The 22,585-nt window shown below is 45.0% G+C and carries 19 protein-coding genes; 9 read left to right on the top strand and 10 right to left on the bottom strand.

The features are described 5' to 3' along the window. The first annotated feature begins 526 nt into the window (after positions 1 to 526). Complete coding sequence (gene solA / locus L9Q40_RS07495) at positions 527 to 1,651, top strand: N-methyl-L-tryptophan oxidase (protein WP_498792945.1); 1,125 nt, start codon at positions 527 to 529, stop codon at positions 1,649 to 1,651. Between the two features lie 79 nt (positions 1,652 to 1,730). On the opposite strand, the gene pdxR is transcribed toward solA, so the two are convergent. From pdxR to L9Q40_RS07480, 3 genes are all read right to left on the bottom strand, one after another. Further along, positions 1,731 to 3,554: a MocR-like pyridoxine biosynthesis transcription factor PdxR gene (gene pdxR, locus L9Q40_RS07490; protein WP_014234708.1), complete on the bottom strand. Its 1,824-nt coding sequence runs from the start codon at positions 3,552 to 3,554 to the stop codon at positions 1,731 to 1,733. A gap of 100 nt (positions 3,555 to 3,654) precedes the next feature. Then, the gene (gabT, locus tag L9Q40_RS07485; protein WP_065303882.1) at positions 3,655 to 4,929 is read right to left on the bottom strand and encodes a 4-aminobutyrate--2-oxoglutarate transaminase; all 1,275 of its coding nucleotides are present in this window, start codon (positions 4,927 to 4,929) and stop codon (positions 3,655 to 3,657) included. A gap of 39 nt (positions 4,930 to 4,968) precedes the next feature. Next, positions 4,969 to 6,396, bottom strand: coding sequence for an NAD-dependent succinate-semialdehyde dehydrogenase (locus L9Q40_RS07480; protein ID WP_498792944.1), 1,428 nt, complete (start codon positions 6,394 to 6,396; stop codon positions 4,969 to 4,971). Between the two features lie 208 nt (positions 6,397 to 6,604). Here L9Q40_RS07480 and L9Q40_RS07475 point away from each other — a divergent pair, with 208 nt between their 5' ends. The 3 genes from L9Q40_RS07475 to L9Q40_RS07465 are packed head-to-tail and all read left to right on the top strand — an operon-like array spanning position 6,605 to position 9,623. Beyond that, positions 6,605 to 7,621, top strand: a complete 1,017-nt coding sequence (locus L9Q40_RS07475; protein ID WP_065298240.1) for a TRAP transporter substrate-binding protein — start codon at positions 6,605 to 6,607, stop codon at positions 7,619 to 7,621. A 60-nt stretch (positions 7,622 to 7,681) separates the two neighbouring features. Beyond that, entirely contained in the window at positions 7,682 to 8,308 is a 627-nt protein-coding gene (locus L9Q40_RS07470; RefSeq protein ID WP_014234712.1) for a TRAP transporter small permease subunit, read from the top strand. Beyond that, complete coding sequence (locus L9Q40_RS07465; RefSeq protein ID WP_014234713.1) at positions 8,298 to 9,623, top strand: TRAP transporter large permease; 1,326 nt, start codon at positions 8,298 to 8,300, stop codon at positions 9,621 to 9,623. Before L9Q40_RS07470 ends, L9Q40_RS07465 begins: the two co-directional genes overlap by 11 nt. Before the next feature lie 47 nt (positions 9,624 to 9,670). Here L9Q40_RS07465 and L9Q40_RS07460 read toward each other — a convergent pair whose 3' ends face one another. Both L9Q40_RS07460 and L9Q40_RS07455 read right to left on the bottom strand, forming a co-directional pair. Then, entirely contained in the window at positions 9,671 to 9,907 is a 237-nt protein-coding gene (locus tag L9Q40_RS07460; protein WP_065303884.1) for a thioredoxin family protein, read from the bottom strand. A gap of 9 nt (positions 9,908 to 9,916) precedes the next feature. Continuing rightward, positions 9,917 to 10,918: a permease gene (locus tag L9Q40_RS07455; protein ID WP_498792943.1), complete on the bottom strand. Its 1,002-nt coding sequence runs from the start codon at positions 10,916 to 10,918 to the stop codon at positions 9,917 to 9,919. A gap of 298 nt (positions 10,919 to 11,216) precedes the next feature. On the opposite strand from L9Q40_RS07455, the gene L9Q40_RS07450 reads away from it, so the two are divergent. Together L9Q40_RS07450 and L9Q40_RS07445 are read left to right on the top strand one after the other, a co-directional pair. After that, positions 11,217 to 11,396 carry a hypothetical protein gene (locus L9Q40_RS07450; RefSeq protein ID WP_065298237.1) on the top strand — a complete coding sequence of 60 codons (180 nt, stop codon included), beginning with the start codon at positions 11,217 to 11,219 and terminating at the stop codon, positions 11,394 to 11,396. Between the two features lie 128 nt (positions 11,397 to 11,524). Then, positions 11,525 to 13,615, top strand: a complete 2,091-nt coding sequence (locus L9Q40_RS07445; RefSeq protein ID WP_498792942.1) for a cation:proton antiporter — start codon at positions 11,525 to 11,527, stop codon at positions 13,613 to 13,615. Between the two features lie 69 nt (positions 13,616 to 13,684). On the opposite strand, the gene alr is transcribed toward L9Q40_RS07445, so the two are convergent. Next, positions 13,685 to 14,764: an alanine racemase gene (gene alr / locus L9Q40_RS07440; protein ID WP_020335354.1), complete on the bottom strand. Its 1,080-nt coding sequence runs from the start codon at positions 14,762 to 14,764 to the stop codon at positions 13,685 to 13,687. 1,064 nt (positions 14,765 to 15,828) lie between these two features. On the opposite strand from alr, the gene dgcN reads away from it, so the two are divergent. From dgcN to L9Q40_RS07425, 3 genes are read left to right on the top strand one after another with little or no spacing between them, the layout of a single operon-like run. Then, positions 15,829 to 16,833 carry an N-acetyltransferase DgcN gene (gene dgcN, locus L9Q40_RS07435; protein ID WP_065298234.1) on the top strand — a complete coding sequence of 335 codons (1,005 nt, stop codon included), beginning with the start codon at positions 15,829 to 15,831 and terminating at the stop codon, positions 16,831 to 16,833. Then, positions 16,833 to 17,807 carry an N-acetyl-D-Glu racemase DgcA gene (gene dgcA / locus L9Q40_RS07430; protein ID WP_014234720.1) on the top strand — a complete coding sequence of 325 codons (975 nt, stop codon included), beginning with the start codon at positions 16,833 to 16,835 and terminating at the stop codon, positions 17,805 to 17,807. Before dgcN ends, dgcA begins: the two co-directional genes overlap by 1 nt. A gap of 10 nt (positions 17,808 to 17,817) precedes the next feature. After that, a complete protein-coding gene (locus L9Q40_RS07425; protein WP_498792941.1) occupies positions 17,818 to 18,675 on the top strand; it encodes a D-amino-acid transaminase in 858 nt (285 codons plus the stop codon). Positions 18,676 to 18,761: 86 nt separating this feature from the next. Here L9Q40_RS07425 and L9Q40_RS07420 read toward each other — a convergent pair whose 3' ends face one another. The 4 genes from L9Q40_RS07420 to L9Q40_RS07405 all read right to left on the bottom strand — a co-directional run. Then, on the bottom strand, positions 18,762 to 19,607 hold the full coding sequence (locus L9Q40_RS07420; RefSeq protein ID WP_065298231.1) for a CPBP family intramembrane glutamic endopeptidase: 846 nt from the start codon (positions 19,605 to 19,607) through the stop codon (positions 18,762 to 18,764). Positions 19,608 to 19,744: 137 nt separating this feature from the next. Continuing rightward, entirely contained in the window at positions 19,745 to 20,488 is a 744-nt protein-coding gene (locus L9Q40_RS07415; RefSeq protein WP_498792940.1) for a dienelactone hydrolase family protein, read from the bottom strand. 261 nt (positions 20,489 to 20,749) lie between these two features. Beyond that, a complete protein-coding gene (locus tag L9Q40_RS07410; protein WP_498792939.1) occupies positions 20,750 to 21,850 on the bottom strand; it encodes an alkene reductase in 1,101 nt (366 codons plus the stop codon). A gap of 129 nt (positions 21,851 to 21,979) precedes the next feature. Continuing rightward, positions 21,980 to 22,585: LysR substrate-binding domain-containing protein (locus L9Q40_RS07405; RefSeq protein WP_498792938.1), on the bottom strand; the 606-nt coding region annotated here is incomplete at its 5' end.

Genomic DNA, 22,585 nt, shown 5'->3' with positions numbered 1-22,585 from the left:
GCCCCTCACCCTTTGAGGCTTTACTCAAGGATGAAAATTAAGGCGTACTCCCTACTCCTTTTCGGTACATCAAGGCTTACTTAACCCTTTACCGTGTGACAGCCCTTATAAAAGCTCTCCCAAAAAGCAATTAACCCACTGTTTTATAATCATATTACCACTATATGAATATAAAACTCATATACGCCCTGATTTTGTTGCTCTCGGTACAACAAGCATTTTCTATCCTCTAGACAACAAAGTTTCAACAAAAAGAATCTGGACGCTGGATCACATTCGGGGAGAAAGAAAACAGCTCTCAAATAGAGTAAATAAAGCATAATTCAGGCCAAAGAAGCAGATGAATAGTGTTTTTCACCTCGCTGTCTGGAAGTACCGCTAAAAAATGACTGTTTAGTAATGTCGGTGAGCCCATACCGTAAAGCAGTAAAACTCGAACTTACTCGTTTACCTTTATTAGTGCCTTTGTAATCTATTGAAATATGATAGAGTCTCAACAGCTTTACATAACGTTAACGGAGTCATAATGCAGTACGATGTGATTGTTGTCGGTGCAGGATCAATGGGCATGTCCACAGGCTACTTTTTAGCTAAACAAGGGAAAAAAGTACTACTTCTTGATGCTTTTGATCCACCCCATTCACACGCCAGTCATCATGGTGAAACCCGCATTATCCGCCATGCATACGGAGAAGGTGAAGAATACGTACCATTGGCGTTACGAGCGCAAGAATTGTGGGGCGAGTTAGAACAGTTATCAGGCAAATCTCTATTCCTCAAAACAGGTGTTCTTAACATTGGTGATGAACGCTCGCCTTTTATCTCGATGCTGATTGCCAGTGCAAAAAAACATCATCTTCCGCTTGAAATTTTAAGTGCCGATGAGGCGAACCAACGCTTCGAAGGCCTCAACCTGCCACCAGAATATATCGGTTGTTTTGAGTCGACGTCAGGCGTGCTTAGAGTGGAAGATTGCATTCAGGCATACCGTGATCTCGCCCTTGCTCACGGCGCAACACTGCTTACACACCACAAGGTATCTGGCATTGAACGCCTTGAAGATGGTGTCAGCGTTACAGCAAACGGCAATACATTTCAGGGTAAGAAATTGGTCGTCTCCGTTGGTGCATGGTCAAACGACCTGCTGGATATGCTAGGCGTAACCTTACCAATCAGCCCTATCCGTAAAACATTTGCCTGGTACAACGCACCAGAAGCTCTTTATGGAGAGGGAACTTTCCCAGCCTTTTCCTTTGTGACGCCAGAGGGTATCTATTACGGGTTCCCAAGTATTGACGGCGCAGGATTAAAAATAGGCCGTCATGATCTAGGTGAAGACCAAGATCCCAACGCAGAGATCACGCCTTTCGACAACCAAGCAGATTCAGCAGACCTTCAACAACTACTAGATAAACACATGCCCCACGTTGAATCGCTGAAGTTTGGTAAAACTTGTATGTACACCCGAACGCCAGATGAAAACTTCATTATCGATAAGCACCCTGATAACGACAATGTCGTGCTAGTGTCCGGCTTTTCAGGGCATGGATTCAAATTCGCCAGCGTGATTGGCGAAGTGGTCGCAGATATGGCGATTGATAAACCGGCTAAGTTTAACTTGTCGCTGTTCTCAGTGGACCGGTTTAATTAAACCCAGCGCTATTAAGAAAATAGCCAGGTCGAATTTGAACATGGTTGATTATATACAACCATGTTCTTTTGACTGGTTTCTAGGCTTGGGCTGTTTCACCAACCAGCGTGGCATCGCCAATAAAGTAGCCATCTTCACCAAACCGCTTGATAGCGTCGCCATCCAAAATAACCGTTACTCTGCGTACATCCGCAAATTGCCAGTTACGCCACTGGTACATAAAGTGATTATTTTCAATCCACCAGTAACCTTCATCCGCGTCATTCGGTCTATCCGACACCCCTGTCATCTTACCATCCGCTTGGAAGGTGATTCGGTATGGGATATTGAAGCAATCTCTTGTCAGAACGACCCTGTCAGAAAGTAACTCTCGTATACGCTTGCCGTTTAAGCGAACGCCTTCTGCATCTTCTACTCGCGGAATAGGTAGTATTTTCTTTGCCAATTGAGCGAGCTTCTCGATACCGCTGCGAATATCGGAATTCTTTATCGACTGAAAACTGAGGCGGAAACTGTTATTACGTTTTTCACACGTATAATACTTGGCACCGTTGTTTATCAATATGCCATGAGCCTTCGCCAATTCCTCAAGTAAACCGGCATCAAAGTCTTCACGATAATCTATCCAAAATGCGGTTCCCGCGAGCGAGGGAATAACACCGGATTGAGGAAAATAAGTGTTTAACGCTTTTTCCATGGTTAACCACTTCTCACGATATTTCTTCAACATCTTCTGGATTAACGAATCGTAATAACCAAGGCTAATGAAAAGTGCCAGCGTCTGGCAGTTATTCTTTGGCGGCAGGCTGTGCATGCGCTGCTGAACTTGTCTTATCTGCTTAATGAGCGGTGGCGACGCCACAATAAACCCTAACCTTAAGCCCGGTGCGATAATCGAGGAAAAGCTAGAGATATAAATAATACGCTCACTCGGGTACTCGCTACGAAGCGCCGGGCACTTGTCGCTGATGAAGTTGATGTCATGCTCAAAGTCGTCCTCAATAACGAGCAAATCTTCCTGCTCAGCCTTGTCCATCAATTGCTTTCTTCGTTGCGAAGACATTCTAACTGTAGTAGGAAACTGATTACTCGGTGTCGTGTAAACAAGCTGACAGGAGTTCAATCTGTCGTCGACAACCATGCCTTCTCTATCGACTTCTAACGGTTGAACGTTGGCCCGCCTTGCTCTGAACTGCTGAAGTGCTTCTGGGTATCCTGGGTTTTCAAAGCCGACTTTTGTATAACGTGAAACCAGCAGTTTGGAAATTAAGTACAAACTGTTCTGGCAACCATGAGTCAACGCAATCTGATCCGCATCGACAAAGATCCCGCGATTCGGCAGTACCCGGGTTCGAATCTGCTCAATAAGATCGTGGTAGTCATTATCGTCAGAAGTCCAACTTTTGTGATTGATCTTATTCAGTGATTGAATGCTGCATTTACGCCACTCGGATACCGGGAAGAGATCCTCATCGACCTGACCATGAACAAAGAGGTAAGGATAATTCTTGAGATTATTCGCGGCGGAACCATGCGCTTCATCGCCTTCTATCAGGTATTTTTCCCAATCCAGTTGCCTTTCAGATTCAAGTACGCGTTCAGGGGCTTTTTTTTCGGAAACTTCTAACTCAGGATTAACGAAGTAGCCTTTTCTCTCTACCGAAATGAGTAAACCTTCATCAGTGAGTTGGTCATAGACTCTGAGTACAGTGTTCCGAGATACAGAAAGGGACTGAGCGAGCTTTCGTGATGATTCAAGGCTGCGGTGTTTGGAAACAAAGCCATCAAATATCGCCTGAGAGATGCTGCTTTTGATTTGTTCTTGTAACGTACGAGAATCGAGAGGATCGATGTGAATGTAACCCTGGAGCATAAATGACCTAGCCTTTACTGCGCCGGCCATTTACACATGCCCGGCTTCAACTACTTAACCTGAATTCAGGCCACTAAACCTTACCACTCAAAAGCAGCACGTTAAATGCCGCTTTTGAAGGTTTTATCAGCTATCGAGTTAAAGCCTGCAACTCAGATTTGATGATATCTAACCCTTTACAGATCAGTTCATCTTCAATCGTTAGCGGTGGCAGGAAGCGGATAACGTTTCCTTTTACGCCACATGAAAGCAATACCACGCCTGCTTTATTTGCACTTGCAACCAGCTTTTTCGTCAGTTCAGGTAATGGCGCTTTAGTACCAGGGTCGTTAAATTCGATTGCGATCATTGCACCAACTTGGCGAATGTCACCAATTTGGGGCACTTCTTTCTGCATCTCAGATAACAACTCGGCGAAGGTTTGGCCAATCTGCTCTGCTCTTTCACACAAAGATTCTGACTCAATAATGTTAAGAACTTCAATACCAGCGACACAAGCCAAAGGTGAACCAGCATAAGTACCACCTAAACCACCTGGATTTGCTGAATCCATGATCTCAGCTTTACCAACAATACCCGATAGCGGGAATCCACCAGCGATACCTTTTGCCATTGTAGTGATATCGGGAACGATTCCAAGATATTCTGAAGCAAACATCTTGCCAGTTCGAGCAAAGCCGGTCTGAATTTCGTCACAGATAAGAACAATGCCGTGTTTATCACAAATCTCTCTCAGCTTTTGTGCCCACGAAGCAGGTGCCTGGTAAAAGCCACCTTCGCCCTGAATTGGCTCAAAGATCATCGCCGCAACGCGAGTTGGTTCAATATCACACGCGAACAAATCATCCAATGCATCTAAGCTCTGTTGCTCAGAGATACCATGATATTCATTTGGAAACGGCAAGTGATAGATTTCGTTAGGAAAAGGACCAAAGCCTGCTTTGTACGGGGCAACTTTACCCGTTAGGCCCATACACATATTGGTACGACCATGAAAACCACCTTTGAAGGCAATCACGCCACTACGGCCAGTATGAGCGCGTGCCACTTTCACTGCGTTTTCCACCGCTTCCGCGCCCGTGGTTAAAAAGGCAACTTTTTTCTCACCTTCACCCGGCGCAACATCGACGATTTTTTCTGCCAATTCAATAAAGCTGCTGTATGGCGTAACCATTGAACAAGTGTGACTGAACTTTTCTAGTTGCTCTTTTACTGCTGCAATAATTTGAGGGTGAGAATGCCCCGTGTTCGTTACTGCGATACCAGCGGCAAAATCGATGTATTCTTTGCCTTCGATATCCGTCAAAAGTGCATTTTTCGCACTCTCGATGTATACCGCGCTAAGGTTTGCCATGCCCTTAGCAACTACTTTTTCTTTACGCTCTTGCCATTGTGAATTTGTCATAGCCTTGTTCCTTTAAAACTATCGTCAGTCTGTTGTTTATTACATTCCGCCGAGGCAGATGTATTTAATGTTCAAGTATTCATCGATACCTTGTTTTGCACCTTCGCGGCCAAAACCAGATTGTTTAACGCCACCAAACGGAGCGACTTCATTTGAGATAATCCCTTCGTTCACTCCCACCATTCCGTATTCCAGCTTTTCGACGATAGAGAACGCGCGAGTTAGCGTATTGGTGTAGAAGTAACTGGCTAAGCCGTAAATCGTATCGTTGGCGAGCGTGACCAGCTCTTCGTCATTGCTAAAACGGATAATTGGAGCAACTGGGCCAAATAGTTCCGTCTGTACAATATCCATATCCTGAGTCACATCCGTCAGAATCGTTGGCTGTACGTATAATCCACCCAGGTCATCGCCACCAAAGGCTACGTTCGCGCCTTGTGCGACAGCTGTTTCGATATAACCCATCACCTGTGCTTTCGCTTTGCTGTCGATAAGTGGCCCAATTGTTACGCCAGGCTCAATACCGTTTCCGACTTTGAGCTCAGCCACAGCGGCTTTGAATTTTTCAACAAATTGGTCGTATACGGCATCCTGCACATAGAAGCGGTTAGCGCAGACACAGGTTTGACCCGCGTTACGAAACTTAGAGGCGATCGCACCTTTAACCGCTTCATCAATATCGGCATCATCAAACACAATAAATGGCGCGTTTCCGCCGAGTTCCATGGATGTGCGCTTGATGGTGTCAGCACACTGTTTTATCAGTTGGCTACCCACCCCAGTCGAGCCAGTGAAAGACAATTTTTGAATATCTGGGTGTTGGCAGAAAAGATCGCCAATCGCGACAGAAGAGTGATTGTTCACCACAACCAGCAACTCTTTCGGCAGTCCAGCCTGATAAGCTAATTCAGCGATAGCGTAGGCAGAAAGCGGAGTTTGATTTGCTGGTTTGACAATAAAGCTACAGCCTGCTGCCAATGCTGGCGCGGCTTTGCGCGTGATCATCGCAGTCGGAAAATTCCATGGTGTAATCGCTGCAGCAATACCAATTGGCTGCTTGATTGTCATGAGTCTTTTGCTACCCGCTGGTGTCGGAATGGTATCGCCATATGTGCGCTTCGCTTCTTCGGCAAACCACTGAATAAATGATGCGCCGTAAATAATTTCACCTTTCGCTTCAGCTACTGGTTTGCCTTGCTCCAAGGTCATAATGCGGGCGAGATCATCACTGTTTTCGATAACCAGATCGTACCAACGCCTTAAAATGGCGGAGCGCTCTGACGCGGTTCGATCCTGCCATAATTTCTGAGCTTGTTTGGACTGCTCAATTAGCCCTTCAATTTGCGCTGGCTGTAGTGATGGAACATAGCCAATCACTTCATTTGTTGCTGGGTTCACAACAGCAATAGCGTCATCGCTTGCATCACACGTTCCCTTTAACAGGGATTGGTTCGAAACCTTGTCCATAATTCACTCTCTTACTTTCGTCTATGAGAAGAATGCTATCGACAAAAAAAACGGCGCCTAAGTACCAGTTTGAAAATATTCATGGTACCAGCATAAAAATTTAAACTGGTACCATCGTATGTCACCGACTGGTTCTATTCCTTTAGCACTCGACTCTTAATATGAGTATCGAAAACGGAATCGAAAAACATTTAGAAGAGGGCTTTCTATGCTAAAGGGAAAAGGTAAAAAGCTACTGAGCAGTATGCTTGCAGCGACACTGGGATTGGGCGCTATGGCTACTTCAGCGGCAAGTTTTGCTGCAGAGCAGAACTGGCGCTTTGCCAACCTTTATGGTCGTGGAACGGCTTATGGACAAGTTTACGAAAACCTGGCAAAGAATATTGAAACCATGTCTGACGGTCGCATCGCTGTACAGGTTTTATATTCAGGCGAAGGCGTTGGTACTAAGGGTATTCTGGGTGCTGTTAAATCTGGCCTGATCCAGATGGGTGCACCATTTCAATCTATGCACGCGGGTGAACTCCCAGCTGGCGTTGTCGAGATTGGCTTACCGGGCGGTACTGACGATGTGGGCGAACTTTCGACCTTGTTCCACGAAAAGGGTTGGTCAGAAGTATTAAAAGACGCCTATGGTTCTCAAAATCTAGTGTGGTTGGATCCTTACATTCAGCCTCCGGTATACATCATTACTAAAGAAGAAATTAAGTCTGTTGAAGACTTCAAAGGCATGAAAATTCGCGCGCCAGGTGCTTACGGCAAGTTCCTGAGAAACCTTGGGGCTTCACCTGTTTCACTCGCTTGGAGTGAAATCTACACCTCTCTGGCTACAGGCGTCATCGACGGTTCAATTGGCTCGAACATGATTGACCACCGCGACGGTAACCACGTTGAAGTAGCGAAATACATGTACCCGCTACCTCTGGCTGGCGCACAGGTGTTGCCGATTGTGGTCAACAAGAAAGCGTGGGCGAAGCTATCTCCGGACCTACAAGCTATCGTCAGCGCTGCTACCACCGTTCACGCACAAGAGCAGATGACCAAATCTATCCTGTGGGAATCTCAGGCAATCGCCGATATGGAAGCGAAAGGTTTGAAATGGAGCCCAGAACCATCTGAAGCAGACAAAAAAGCATGGGAAGAAGCGGGTAAATCTCTTGCAGCAGAATACGCAGCAGCAGATAAGTACTCTAAACAGCTTATCGACATATTGGAAAAACAGTAACAAAGAATTGAGAGGTGGAGTTCGCTCCGCCTCTGTTTGTCTGTTTTGCAAGGAGGCCACATGATTGAAAAAATTCTCATAGGATACTGTCGAGTTGTTCAGAGTGTAGTTAGAGGTATTGGGCGTTCTGTTTCCTACCTCCTGCCAATACTCGCTGGTGTCGTCGCTTACGAAGTGTTCGCAAGATATGTTCTGGACCGCCCGACCATTTGGGGATACGACACATCGTTGTTTCTATTTGGTTATATTTCAGCACTGGGTGGCGCGTATGCACAGCAAAAAGGCGCCCATATCAATGTAGATATTATCCACGCTAAGGTTTCCGAAAAAGTTAGACGTTGTTTCGATTTGCTAACAGCCGTATTGGCTATCGGCTTCTTAGCCGTAATGGCCAAAGTGTGCGGTGGCATGTTTTTCGAAAGCCTGGAGCTTAACTACCGAACTCAGAGTGAATGGGCTCCACCGTTACATCATTTCTGGCTGATGATTACGGTATCTTCAGGGGTTTTTATTGCCCAGTACTCGGTGCAAATCATTTGCAACCTGTTCTATCTGCTGACATCCAGAGAACTTCTGAAACCATCAAAGCACGACGTACCCTCTTCGCTTGAAGAGCAGCCGTTCAAAGTAGATTCAACAAAATTTAATAAAGAGCAAAACACAGAGGAAGTGGCATATGGAGATTGAAGTACTTACAGGGGTGTTATTGGCCTGTATCCTTACCGCTTTTGCTTTAGGTGCACAAGTCGGACTCGCATTAGCGGCAATCGCCATGGGCGTTGGCTACATAACGTGGGGTGAAGGTTTATTTAATATTATACCGACTACCGTAGAGAGCACCTTTTTCAACTTCATCCTTTTGGCAATACCACTATACATTTACATGGGCCAGATTCTGACTCGCTCGGGCATCGGGGATGCCATGTTTAACGCCAGTCAGTTAGCTATCGGGCGAATTCGCGGCTCATTGGCGATCAGCGTTATAGGCGTGTGTTCAATGATTGGCGCTATGGTTGGTATTATCGGCGCAGGTATCATGACGTCGAGCAGCATCGCATTAAAACCGATGCTAGAACGTGGCTACGATAAACGCCTGGCATTGGGTGTCATCATGGCTGGCGGCTCTCTAGGTATCCTCATTCCGCCAAGCATCCCTATGATCATGTTTGCATCCGCGACCCAAAACTCGGTCGGAAAGATGTTTCTTGGCGCTATGGTTCCCGCATTGATTACTATTGTGCTTCTTATTAGCTACGTAGTGATTTCCTGTAAACTCAACCCGGATCGCGCTCCACTAGACACTGATAGCGACAATGACATCGAGATCCCGAAAGGTTATGAGTTGTTCAGAACCATTCGTGACGGCGCGTCTTCTCTGTTACTAATTGTTGCTGTGTTGGGCAGTATTATCGCCGGTATCGCGACACCGACCGAATCCGGTGCAATTGGTGTTGTGGGTGCGATTATCCTGTCTATTTTGTTTAAACGCTTTAAGCCAGCAATGGTTCAGAAAGCCGGGCTACAAACGGCAACCTTAGTCAGCGTCGCAATGTGGATCATCCTTGGTGCGTCAGTATTCAGTAACTTCCACCTTCTGATGGGAGTACAAGGCATGGTTTCAGACATTACAACCAGTCTCGATCTACCACCGATCATGATCATAATCATGTTCCAGATCATCATGCTACTTCTGGGCTTCATCATTGATGAGTTCATTATTGTCTTGATGTGTGCGCCGATCTTTACACCAGTCGCTGTCGCACTGGGTTACGACCCTATCTGGTTTGGTGTTCTGATGATCCTAAACATTGTTATCGCAGTACAAACTCCACCTTATGGCTTCGCTCTGTTCTACTTAAAAGGCATCGCGCCAAAAGGTATTACCATGCTGGATATCTATAAATCAGTTACCCCATTTATCCTGGTTCAGTTGCTGGTTTTGTGTATCGTTATGGTTTTCCCAGATTTAGTGACTTGGCTACCAAACCAAGTCATGGGCTAGATATTAAAGAAAGGAAGACTGTTGCAAAACAGCCTTTTTTATTGCCATCAAGATGTTAGCCACGACTGAATTTTTTCCGCTTGAGGGACTCCGCCAGAATGCACCAACTCTTCGTCCATCACCACGGCTGGTGTAGACATCACTCCGTAGTTCATGATGGTTTCCATATCCGTAATTTTCGTCACTTCAACCTCAACACCTTGCTCCGCCGCAATTTTTTCAATCAAGTTAGCGGTATTAACGCAGTTCGCACAACCTGACCCCAACACTTTAAAAATTTTCATCTCCAGCTCCTAAAATCGCCACAGTGGTAAATTAAATATCCATCCCATCATCGTAAACGCGAGCAGCAACATACCGAAAAGCATACCAAGAAGCCGCCACTGCATAACTTGTTTCAGCATTACAAACTCAGGAATACTCACCGCAACAGTACTCATACAAAATGCTAATGTTGTACCGATTGGCAAACCATTTTGAAGTAAGCTTTCCATCACCGGAATCACACCAGTCGCATTCGAATAGAGCGGAATACCAATAAGTACCGACGCCGGAACCGACCACCATTGACCGGATCCCAAATGTGTTTCTATCCAACCATCAGGAACAAAGCCATGTAAGCCAGCTCCAATGCCGACACCAATAAACACCCACTTCCAGACACGACCTACAATCTCGACCATCTCTTGCTTGGCAAACGTGTGTCGCTCTGACAACGTTATTCCCGCGCTCCCATTGCCACTTAGGGTTTCATGACTCTGTTGCGGAGTTTTGGCGTTTCGCATCGCCTTTGATGCCAGTGGCTGTAACCAGCGCTGTGCGCCGATCACATCAAGGATCCAGCCACTCACGATGCCGATAAGCATCCCTATCACCACGTACATAACGGTGAACTTCCAGCCAAGTAAACTGAATAGCAACAACACGGCGATTTCGTTAATCAATGGTGAGGTAATCAAGAAAGCCATAGTGATACCAATAGGAATACCTGCAGAGGTAAACCCTAAAAAGATTGGAATGCTAGAACAAGAGCAAAATGGTGTGATTGCACCAAAGAAGCTGCCCGCAAGATAACCAAACCATCTACGTTTTCCCGCTAAATAGTGCCGCACTTTTTCGACATTTAACGAGGCTCTAAACAGTGCAATTACATAAATCATAACGACCAGTAGCACCAGGATTTTACTGACGTCTTCAATAAAAAAATGCATAGCATCCGCGAGCTTGGTATTGGGCTGTAAAGAAAAAAGCTGGTAAGTCACCCAATCAGCGAGACGTGTAAAAACCTCAAACATATCGAATCCTTATACTTACTACGATGACCAGTCTGCTCATCGATATTGCAAGTAAGTCAACAGCGTGAGACAAGGCACTCTGATACCTTGAGAAATAAGTTCTTTTACTCTAATTCTAGTCTATGTCTTCAGGCTAATTTCATTTAACAGCACTATTTCACCTTTGTTTTTTAATCTTTCACGACAAGCATTTAATAGTCTTATTGGCTAGAAAACACCAAGTTGAAACCTTCGACATCATCATTGCCAAATCCTTAGCTATAGTTAGTCACAGATACAACGATCAAGGAGTTGTAAAATGAACGATGAGACAAACCCGAAAGATAAAAGCAACTGGGCTATTGGCGGTGGAACACTACTCGGCTTAGGGGTGGGAATGATCTTTATTCAGCATTCTGCGCTCGCCTTTGTCGGCTGTCTGATTGCTGGCATCGGGATGGGGTTAATCATTGCGGCCGTCATTAGCTGCAAAAAGTAAATTCGATCGCGTGAATGATAAACAGATAAGGAACATTAGGTACTTTTCAAATTAATCAGGAATCTTATCCAAAGATGAACCATTATTAATTCATAGGTTTAGCGCAGCCAATAAGACGTCCAGTAAGTATGAATGTTCCTGATATTTTCATATCATCGATCTTAGGTATCGTACTGTTAATCACGGTATCCGTGGCTTCGTCCCTGATAGCAAGAGCGCTGCAAGTCCCCTTCCCAATTATTCTGGTGATGTCTGGTGTTTGCCTTACACTTCTACCCGAACTGCCAGCAGGCATCAGCATATTCTACGAACCCGATATTGCAGAGAAGACTATCTTATTCGTCTTCCTACCGTTATTGGTGTTTGAGGCCGCCTATAAATTCGATTTTGCTAAGTTCACCGCTAACTGGTCCGCGATTATGATCATGGCCATTCCCGGCGTCATGTTCTCAACGTTAGTCATTACGGCGACACTTGTTTTTATTGGTATTTTAACGCCTCAGACCGCCCTAATCCTTGGGATTATTTTAAGTGCTACCGACCCCAGCGCCACGATCGCTATTTTTAAGGAGTCCGGCGCGCCTAAAGATCTCATCACGATTGTAGAGGGAGAAAGTTTATTCAATGATGCAACCGTCATTGCAGCATACAAAATCGCAGTGCTAATTTTTGCCATGCACCTAACCCCGACCGAAATGGTAGTCACCGGGCTGTGGCAATTCACTTGGGTCTTTGTAGTCGGTGCACTTTGTGGCTATGTCACGGGTCACCTGCTTCTCTGGCTGATGAAGGCGCTGCCCGACGATCCTTATATCGAAATAAGCATCAGCCTTGTCACTGCGATTGGATGCTTTGTCGCTGTTGAGCAGTTTGTCCATGCCAGCAGTATTGTCGCTTTGACGATTTGCGGTTTGGTCTTGGCAAAAAACACACCATTGCCGATAAGTAATGAGTCCAATCAGTATCTAAATAGCTTCTGGACCTACTTATCCGATCTCGCTAAAGCCATGATTTTTATACTGGTGGGGTTGTGGTTAAACTTGGAACTGATCGCGTCGCACTGGTTAAACACTCTGCTGGTGATCATTAGCATGCTTGCCGCAAGGGCGGGTTTTGTGTACTGGATTTTGCCATTTTTTGGGCGACTTCGCCGCCTTTCTTACTCGCTGCCTCGATCATACCAGCACATCTGCTTATGGGGTGGGCTAAGAGGTGCGGTCACTCTTGCACTTTCGATATTGGTGATTACCGATACCTCATTATTTGCTATCGAAGAACGAGAAACCATGTTAGCCGTCGCCATGGGTGCGGTGTTCTTTACCATTTTAATTCAAGGGCTGACGTTATCTCCTCTTGCGAGCCGCTTAAAACTGGATGAAACCAGCATTGAAGAGAAGATTACAAAGAAAGAACTTATGTTATCGGCGATGAAAGCCAGTGAGAAAGTGTTGGCACATCTGGCTAAAACACCGTTAGCCGACAGCGGTGCTCCTGATGAAATCATGCAATCACTTAAATCGCATGTGGATGAAGAAAAGCGCGACTTACGCCACCTCTACACCACAGCAGTGGACACTCAAAGTTTGTATAAGAAACTCATCATGGAAGGCCTGAGTATCGAGAGTGAATATCTCTATCTGCTTTATGATCAAGGCTTGATATCAATGGAAAGTTATCAAAAGCACAGAGAGTTTTTTGATCAACAAATGGATGCGGCGCGTCATAAATACCAACATCCAGCCACTCAAACTACTCATAAGCGATGGCTGAGACGCGCGCTTGATAAATGGTCACATAAGCCAACATCCGATGTGTCCATTCAATACGAACTCGCTTGGTCGCGATTACTTACTACCGATTTAACGCTTATCGAACTTAAAGCTCTGCTAAACGACTACCCAGTTGAACCCGCTTTGAAAAAACAAGTGCTTCAGGTTTGGGCGTCCTGGCGCCAGCAAAGCGCAGATACCGTCAGTCAGCTGGACAAAACCTACCCCGTAATTACAGCGACAGCCCATAGAAAATGGCTACACCATATGCTGAATACGGTTCAAAAAGCGCACCTTGAGAAGTTTGTCAGGCAGCGTCTGATCAGTGAGTCGGACAAAGAGCAGATCGTAAAACAGCTGATGCATACCACCTCATCCTTTTATAAGGATTCGGTTGATAACATTCGAACTGGCCGTGACTCAACCCACTCTAATGACGACTCTAAATAGCGAAACCAACCCAAATATTTCTATGGCTTGAACCCTATTAATCATTTGATTAAGCAGGGCTGGTTGCAACTAAACTTCTACGTACGTTTTGCGAACTCGCTTAGTCAGTTTGATTACGAGCTCATAGGGAATGGTACCTATGTGTTTCGCGACTTTTTCAATCGGTAGATTGTCGCCCCAAAACTCGACGGTATCTCCGACAGCATCACGTGCATCAGGCCCAAGATCCACAGTAACCATATCCATAGAAACGCGACCAGAGATAGGAACGATTCGTCCGTTGATATAGACAGGTGTACCTACCGGTGCATTTCGTGGATAGCCGTCACCATACCCCATCGCGATAACACCAATGTTGGTATCACGTTCTGAAGTCCAGCTTTCACCATAACCGACAGGTTGATTCGCCTTATGCTCACGTATCGCAATGAGCTTTGAGTTCAGCGTCATTACACAACGTAACCCATGCTCCTTACCCGTTTCATTTTCATTTGGGCAGATACCATAAAGAGAAATGCCCGCTCTCATGTAATCGAGGTGAGAGTCAGACCAATACAGAATGCCCGCTGAGTTAGCTAGTGTTTTAGGTCCTGGGAAGTCGGCGGTTTGCGACAGAAACAGATCGATCTGCTTTTGTGTCGCAGGAGAGGATAAATCGTCAGCACAGCTAAAATGACTCATGAAACCAACCGGTCCCGCGAGTTTATTCGTCGCTTCGATTTGTCGAACGTAGTCGCTGAGTTCATAGGGGTGGATCCCCAACCTATGCATCCCAGTATCCAGTTTTAGCCAGACCGTAACAGGGGTAGTGATATCAGCCTGTTTAAGATCTTCCAACTGCTCTTTGCAATGAATCGCCGTATGGAAACCTTCACGTGCAGCCGTTTCCAGATCGGCTTTACAAAAACAACCTTCCAGCAGCAGTATTGGCTGTTTAATACCTTCGCTTCTTAGCTCTAGCGCTTCTTCGATACGAGACACAGCAAACATGTCGGCTTGCGTCAGTGTTTGTGCAGTTTTTACTGCGTTATGCCCGTAAGCGTCACCTTTTATCACAGCGACAACAGATTTATCAGCGCATTTATTTTTAAGTACATCGTAGTTATCGCTAAGTGCTTTTAGATTGATAACAGCTTCAGCAGTGATCATTAACTCTTTCCCAGTGATATACCAATCGGAGTAAGTTTTTCATCATTCTTGCAGGTTAAATTCGCTGATGGTTGGGTAAGAGATCGGTAATTAAAATAACAAGTTAATGCTATCGACACCTTGCTCTATGCGATTTATCCAACGCAATGAAATGACCATTTCCTCATTCAAATTGGTATTGAATTTCTTCCATGTCAGCTCTACGAACACAATTCATTGGATTGTATTTGATGAGCCGATTAATAACGGTTATAGCTCTTATTTTGCGATAATTTACGGTCTTTCTACACGAGTTGCCTAAGCCACCAAATAAACTCAACGCAAATACGCTCAATATCAATTAAGCAATATACAGACCATCGTTCCAATCAGCACATACACTCAGCCATTAAGCTTTTTACAGTGAGATACCCTAAATAAACTCTCATGGTATAAGTTCCGAACTGGAATTCTAAAACCTGTATATTATTTCGATATAAATCAAAATATCAGATTAATATATAAAAGCAAGCACCAATAAAACCATAAAATAAATATGGGATTATTACGATAAAAACAAGACAAAAATGACAAACTACGCACCAATTAGGGTCAATATGTATTATTTTGGTGCATTTGGATGAATATTAAAAAATATCATTGGGCTCTAATTATAAAACCAACCAGGAAAATTTGAATTACATCACAAAATAGAATCATCTATATATTAATTTAAACTTAGTATAAATGACCAATGAATAAGTCATGGCGTATTTTATAGATAAGACGCGTAATTCACTAAGTACTAAAACAATCTGTTACTGACATACACATAAACGACATTTAACGCGCGACGCCAAGGTCAAAATCAGAATATTATGAAAACAAAATTAAGTGAATATATATGCATTAAATGCATTTTATTTGAATATATATTGCATGTTTTTGAGTTTCATTGCTTATACTTTAAATATTTTCACGTATCGACTGATGTTGATGTCACGAATTTTGCACTGTAGTTTGTATTGAGAAGCAAGATTAAAAGCTAGTAAGAAATCCAATTCACGACATGGAGTTAACACAAGATGGAACTTAAACAACCTTATCTATTATTTTTAGGCGATGCTGCAGATGCTTTAGCAGCGAAAGTCGCACAGGGAATCAAAACGTGGCGACCAGAACATTGTGTTGGACAATTACGCCTTGAGGGTTGTAATGCTGATGTTGGTCTTGACGATCTAAGTGTGGCACAAGCTGTTGAGGCGGGTGCCAAAACATTGGTTATTGGCGTTGCTAACCGAGGTGGCGTGATTTCTGAGGAGTGGATTTCGGTCCTGATCGAAGCACTTGAATCAGGTATGGATATCGCTGCAGGTTTACATAATAAATTAAGCGACATTCCAGAACTGGTAGAGAGTGCAAAGAAAAATGGCTGCAGCCTTTTCGATGTTCGCTATCCAACACAAACCTACCCTGTCGCAAACGGTAAGAAACGTTCAGGCAAACGCCTACTAACGGTAGGTACAGACTGCTCGGTAGGCAAAATGTATACCTCGCTGGCGATCGAGAAAGAAATGAAAGAGCGAGGCATCGATGCTGATTTTCGCGCCACCGGTCAGACGGGTATTCTGATCACTGGTGATGGTGTGAGTGCAGACTGTGTGGTCGCCGATTTCATTGCCGGTGCTATTGAAACCATCGCGCCAGAAAATGATCCACAACATTGGGATGTCATAGAAGGCCAAGGATCGTTATTCCACGCTTCATTTGCAGGTGTTACCACAGGTCTTATCCATGGCTCTCAAGCAGACGCTTTAGTGTTGTGTCATGAGCCGACTCGCACCCATATGCGTGGCCTGCCTGATTATCCATTACCGGATATCAAAGCTTGTATGGAAGCCAATATTGCCACCGCAAAACTCACCAATCCAAATGTCCAATTTGTCGGTATCTCAATCAACACTTCAGGCCTGTCAGAAAGTGAAGCGATGGAATACATGGATAACGTTGAGTCTGAAGTAGGCTTGCCAGTTGTCGATCCATTCCGTCAGGGCGTAGCGCGTATTGTCGATAAATTAGCGGAGCTGTAATGAAGGTTAGTCTTGAAACGAAAAGTTGGCCGATTCTCGGTAGTTTTACTATCTCTAGGGGTAGTAAAACCCACGCAGAAACCATCATTGTTGAAATAGAACACCAAGGCTTGAAAGGACGTGGCGAATGTGTCCCATATGGCCGATACGGTGAATCTATTCAAAATGTGTTGGCAGAGATAGAAAGCATCATCCCTGATATTGAAGCTGGGATAAGCCGAGAAGAGTTGCAACCGTTATTACCATCGGGCGCAGCGCGTAATGCCGTCGACTGCGCTCTGTGGGATTTGGAATGTAAAACCGCAAACCAGTCTATCTGGGAAAAAATTGGTTTGGCAGCAGGTGAACTAACCACAGCGTACACCCTCTCTTTGGATACCCCAGAAAATATGGAGAAAAAGGCAATTGAGCATTCTCATCGACCACTGCTTAAACTGAAATTAGGTGGTGCAGAAGATCTTGAGCGTGTTCAGGCAGTGCGCCGCGGTGCACCCAACTCTGCGATCATTCTGGATGCCAACGAAGCATGGACGTTAGATACCTATAATCAGCTGATACCTGAACTATTAAAGCTGGATGTTTCAATGATTGAGCAGCCGTTTCATGCCGATGACGATCATATATTGGATGACCTTGAACGACCGATAGCAATTTGTGCCGACGAATCTTGTCATGATCGAATGAGTCTACCAAAGATCATTGGTCGATATGACATGATCAATATAAAGCTCGATAAAACGGGTGGCTTAACTGAAGCTCTGGCACTGAAAGAACAGGCTCAAGCGGCAGGTCTACGTATTATGGTCGGGTGCATGGTGGCTTCTTCATTAAGTATGGCGCCAGCATTTGTCGTCGCCCAAGGAGCGGAAGTCGTCGATTTAGATGGCCCGCTGCTGCTCAGTGAAGATATCGAACATGGCTTTGAGTTCGAAAACAACTCTATGCTGCCTTTCGACAGAAAATTGTGGGGATAAGGGGAAAGTAATGGAACGTATTGTATACCTCAATGGAAAGTTTCTCGCTGAAAGTGAAGCAAAAGTTTCCGTATTTGACAGAGGATTCCTCTTTGCAGATGCCGTCTATGAAGTAACGGCGGTATTAGATGGTAAATTGATTGACCACGAAGGTCACCTTGCCCGCTTAGAACGTTCGGCTAAAGAGCTTGGCATTAAGATGCCAGTCACTGGTGAACAGTTGATGGATATTCAGCGTCAGCTCATTGAAAAAAACAGTTTAGTGGAAGGGGGAATCTATCTTCAGCTAACTCGCGGGAATGAAGGTGACCGCGACTTTTCATACAGTGACAAGATTGAACCCACACTGGTGCTGTTTACTCAATCACGCAATCTGATTGATAGTCCAAAAGCTCAGAAAGGGATTAAAGTCATTTCGTTTAATGATATTCGCTGGCGTCGACGTGATATTAAAACCACCAGCTTGTTACCCGCATGCTTAGCGAAACAAATCGCCCACGAAGCTGGCGCGGAAGACGTTTGGCTAATTGAAAACGGTTATGTTACCGAAGGTGGTTCAAGTAACGCCTATATTGTTACCCAAGATGATGTGCTGGTCACTCGCCCGCTAAGCAATGATATTCTGCACGGAATCACCCGTGCATCATTAATGACGCTCGCTAAAGATCTGAACTTAACCATTGAAGAGCGTTTCTTTACCATCGAAGAAGCTTATCAGGCAAAAGAAGCGTTTATCAGCTCTGCAACAACCTTCGTGTGGCCTGTCGTAGCAATCGATGATAAGCCGATTGGCACTGGCAAACCTGGTGAAATCGCATTAAGGCTGCGTGATATTTACATTAAGACGTCAAAAGAACTGGCGGTTTAACTCCAACATACTTTTCAACTATTGTGGCCAAACAACCTTGGCCACGGTTGAATCTCTTTTCACACCGAAGAGTTACACGATAACAATCATTGTGCGGCTGCCGGATAGGTAAAGAAAATTAGATGAGCAAAGTTAAACAGAAAATGCGCCAATACCGCACACCATAATCGGCCAGTCACGTAGAAAATCAACCCGTAGCCTAACCCTGCAAGCGTCGCGAATAAGACAAGTAATCCGCCACCAGCGATATGCGCGACACCAAACAACACACCCGCAACTACCAAGCCAACTTTCCAGTTAAAACGACGGCCCAGAGATTGTTGAATCAACCCACGAAATAATGCTTCTTCCGCAACGCAGGTAATCATCAAGTTATTAACAGCAAATAACCACCACCAGCCAGGTAGGCTAAGTTCCACCTTCAATGCTCCCAAAAAACTCGCAATTGGCAGTAAGCTGAGCAACGGAACCAGTATCAATAAAATATGCTTAAATTCGATTTGCTGTGTTTCCCCCAATAACTTCGGGTAAGCGAGTAGAAGAGCAAAAAAGGCGAGTGGTTTATCCAAATTCAAATACATTGAGAAGGGAATACTTTGCGGGCCCGATTTAACATCATCAAGCACTTGGAGGTTATTAAATCCCGGCATAGCGTGGGTAAACAGCACCGCACACCAAATCAGAACAAGTGCCCAGCCACTATAGTAAACCCACCTACCCTTTTGGTTGTTAGCAAGCCTGGGTAATTGGTAAGCGGTAGCGAGCACAAACAATGCCGTAATAAACGCGATAAACTCAATGCGGTCAACGATAAGAGCACATACCAGAGCCAAGAGTAACAGCAATATCGCCGCCAATTTATGTCGAGTGAAAGCTGTAGCTGTCGCAAACAAAAGGGGTAGCCATACCCAGACGGTGGCATCAAGAAGCATGAAAAAGTCCTTTTTTATAATTGTGCTTCAGTAAATCAGGGTTGAATTGTAAAGGAAAGAAGTACAGACAGTAAGAAGGCTACCGTGAATCTTGGTAGCCTTTGAGATTTGATGAGATGCTACGTGATGCTTTAACTTTACTTTGTCGTATTCGCGGTCAAGAAGCTTGAGAATGCTTGCCAAGACTTTTCATCCGCATCTTTACGATAACGATCGGAGTCCCACACGGTGAAGGCATGAGGTGCACCGCCGTAAGCCACCATTTCATGTGGAACTTTGTTTTGCTCGAGTTCGTCAGCCAACTGAGCAAATTCGCTCATTGGTATTGCAGTATCAGCCGTGCCATGAAGAATAAGAACCGGAGCCTTGGTATCTGCATAACTTTGACCTTCTGGTGTTTTAAGGCCACCATGGAAAGTGACGAAACCTTTCGCACTCATGCCAGATCGCGCAGACTCCAATACTGCCGCACCGCCAAAGCAGTACCCCATCACAACCGTGTTATCTAAATTGCCACCCAGCTTGCCCGCTTCTGCCAAGCTGGCGTTCATTAGCGTTCTCAGCTTTTCCCTGTCCTTATAAAGCTCCCCGGTATGCTGCCTTTTATCTTCCACTTTAGTTGGGCGTACTCCTTGGCCAAACAGATCAGCAGCAAATACGTTGTAACCCATGTCGTTAAGCATTTGCGCTCTCTTTTCTTCGTACTCGGTCAGCCCGTCCCAATCGTGGACCAACAACACGAGCGGCGCATTATCGTCAACTTTAGCCCAATACCCTTCGTAAGAAACATCACCAACTTGGTAAACCACGTTCTCACCAGCAGAAACAGAGCAGCTGCCAGCCGCAGCAAGAAGTGCCAACCCAATGAGCTTGATTTTCATAACAATTCCTTTTTGTATTATGTTGATGGCTGTCTAAGTAGCTTAGTACATCCTCAAAAAGGAACGGTTATTTGAAGATGAAACTTTGCGACTCGTTCAAACGACTTATACCAGCGAGGAGAATGAAATGATCAGGTTATATGACACCATTAAGTAGCTAACTATCAATGATCTGGAGAGATACTCCAAACTATTTCCCGCCCCCAAAGAATAGAAAAGCCTCACTGAAGAGGCTTAACATGAACGTAGCTTAAATGGAGATTAGCTCTCAGAATAAGTTGGGTAATCAATCAACCCTTTTTCGCCGCCACCAAATAGAGTGTCAGGGTGATGAGATGCCCAAGGATGACCATGTTTAATTCGGGCTGGTAAATCTGGGTTTGACACAAATGGTCGTCCAAACCCAATCATATCAGCCAAACCTAAATCCAAAGCTTGAACTGCTTTTTCCACGTTGTATTTACCCGCATAGATGATGGTACCAGAGAAAACCTCACGTAATTCCTGCTTAAAGGTAACGGGCATCAGAGGAGCATCTTCCCAGTCTGCTTCTGCGATGTGCAAATACGCAATGTCATGTTGATTGAGCAACTTGGCTGCCGCAACATAAGTTTCAGCAGGATTCGCATCCACCGTTCCATTTAATGTTGTCAGTGGTGCCAGGCGCACACCAACGCGGTCAGAACCAATCGCCTCACACAGTGCGGTCACCACTTCGTCAAGAAAACGGAGTCGATTCGGTAAACTGCCGCCATACATGTCTGTACGGTGATTCGATTCAGAGTCGATAAACTGATTGATAAGGTAACCATTCGCAGCATGAAGTTCGATACCATCAAATCCGGCTAGCAACGCATTCTTTGCTGCTTGATGAAATTGACCAATGACCTGCTGAATATCTTCTTCTGTCATGGCTCTTGGCTCAGCAGTATCAACAAAACCTGGTGCATCCGTACCATTATCAATAAACACTTTAACCCCTTCAGCACGAATGGCTGATGCTGAAATAGGTTGTTCGCCAAGAATGTTATCTGGATGAGTAACGCGCCCCACATGCCAAAGCTGCGCAAAAATGACACCGCCTTCAGCATGCACGGCATCTGTCACTTTTTTCCAACCCGCGATTTGCTCTTCACTGTATATACCAGGCGTCCACGCATACCCTTTACCGTTAGGCGCAATTTGAGTCCCTTCGCTGACGATCAGGCCCGCACTCGCTCGCTGAGCATAATACTTGGCCATCAATTCATTTGCCGCATCATGTGGTTGAGTCGCTCTTGAACGAGTCATTGGCGGCATAACGATACGGTTAGCTAACTGGAATCGACCTACTTTGAGCGGTTGAAATAATGCGTCAGTCATAAGAGCCTCTATTGATATCTGAATACGTTTTAGCGGAGTTTAACAACGCAGCTCACATCAATTAAGCAGCAAAAGGACAAAACATTTTTGCAATAATTGCAAAAGTAACAGGAGAAATGACAGATGGAACTAAAGCGTCAGACGTGGCTTGATAAAGTCGATGAACGCCGATATCCGGCGAGCGACGTGTGAAGATTTGTAATACACGGCATTGATCAACTCACGCTCTGAAGATCGAGTCATAAACGAGTCCAAAAGGACCACTAATCGCCCTGCTGCAATATCCTTCTTTACCATATATCCAGACAGACAACTGACCCCATTTCCACTGAGAACAAGCTGTCGAACCGTTTCACCACTGCTACACGCAATAGTAGGTTCAATATAATCAACACCTTGCACTGGCCAGACATTTAACGCCCTAGGCGAAGTGAAGCCGATAATATCGTGCTGTAAAAGGTCTTCGGGCGTAAAAGGGAAACCTTTTCGGGCGAGATAATCGGGAGATGCCACCACGAACAACGCACTCTTACCCAAGAATGATGAATGTAGCGAAGAATCGGCGAGTTTACCGATTCGAATCGCGACATCTGTGCGCTTCTCAAGTAAATCTACGTAACCTTCGTTTGAGGACAATTCCAACTCAATATCAGGAAAACACTCGTGAAATTCCTGAGTGAGAGGGACCAATTGATTAAGCATAAACGGACTTGCTGCATCCACACGAAGCTTGCC

The organism is Allocatenococcus thiocycli (assembly GCF_921292965.1).
Lineage (GTDB): Bacteria > Pseudomonadota > Gammaproteobacteria > Enterobacterales > Vibrionaceae > Vibrio > Vibrio natriegens.
Note: the sequence above shows the minus strand (reverse complement) of the source record. Positions and strands in the feature narration are given on the sequence as shown.

Excerpts from the sequence above, each read along its gene's own strand:
- solA (WP_498792945.1), top strand. The coding sequence starts at position 527 with ATGCAGTACGATGTGATTGTTGTCGGTGCAGGATCAATGGGCATGTCC.
- pdxR (WP_014234708.1), bottom strand. The coding sequence starts at position 3,554 with ATGGCCGGCGCAGTAAAGGCTAGGTCATTTATGCTCCAGGGTTACATT.
- gabT (WP_065303882.1), bottom strand. The coding sequence starts at position 4,929 with ATGACAAATTCACAATGGCAAGAGCGTAAAGAAAAAGTAGTTGCTAAG.
- L9Q40_RS07480 (WP_498792944.1), bottom strand. The coding sequence starts at position 6,396 with ATGGACAAGGTTTCGAACCAATCCCTGTTAAAGGGAACGTGTGATGCA.
- L9Q40_RS07475 (WP_065298240.1), top strand. The coding sequence starts at position 6,605 with ATGCTAAAGGGAAAAGGTAAAAAGCTACTGAGCAGTATGCTTGCAGCG.
- L9Q40_RS07470 (WP_014234712.1), top strand. The coding sequence starts at position 7,682 with ATGATTGAAAAAATTCTCATAGGATACTGTCGAGTTGTTCAGAGTGTA.
- L9Q40_RS07465 (WP_014234713.1), top strand. The coding sequence starts at position 8,298 with ATGGAGATTGAAGTACTTACAGGGGTGTTATTGGCCTGTATCCTTACC.
- L9Q40_RS07460 (WP_065303884.1), bottom strand. The coding sequence starts at position 9,907 with ATGAAAATTTTTAAAGTGTTGGGGTCAGGTTGTGCGAACTGCGTTAAT.
- L9Q40_RS07455 (WP_498792943.1), bottom strand. The coding sequence starts at position 10,918 with ATGTTTGAGGTTTTTACACGTCTCGCTGATTGGGTGACTTACCAGCTT.
- L9Q40_RS07450 (WP_065298237.1), top strand. The coding sequence starts at position 11,217 with ATGAACGATGAGACAAACCCGAAAGATAAAAGCAACTGGGCTATTGGC.
- L9Q40_RS07445 (WP_498792942.1), top strand. The coding sequence starts at position 11,525 with ATGAATGTTCCTGATATTTTCATATCATCGATCTTAGGTATCGTACTG.
- alr (WP_020335354.1), bottom strand. The coding sequence starts at position 14,764 with ATGATCACTGCTGAAGCTGTTATCAATCTAAAAGCACTTAGCGATAAC.
- dgcN (WP_065298234.1), top strand. The coding sequence starts at position 15,829 with ATGGAACTTAAACAACCTTATCTATTATTTTTAGGCGATGCTGCAGAT.
- dgcA (WP_014234720.1), top strand. The coding sequence starts at position 16,833 with ATGAAGGTTAGTCTTGAAACGAAAAGTTGGCCGATTCTCGGTAGTTTT.
- L9Q40_RS07425 (WP_498792941.1), top strand. The coding sequence starts at position 17,818 with ATGGAACGTATTGTATACCTCAATGGAAAGTTTCTCGCTGAAAGTGAA.
- L9Q40_RS07420 (WP_065298231.1), bottom strand. The coding sequence starts at position 19,607 with ATGCTTCTTGATGCCACCGTCTGGGTATGGCTACCCCTTTTGTTTGCG.
- L9Q40_RS07415 (WP_498792940.1), bottom strand. The coding sequence starts at position 20,488 with ATGAAAATCAAGCTCATTGGGTTGGCACTTCTTGCTGCGGCTGGCAGC.
- L9Q40_RS07410 (WP_498792939.1), bottom strand. The coding sequence starts at position 21,850 with ATGACTGACGCATTATTTCAACCGCTCAAAGTAGGTCGATTCCAGTTA.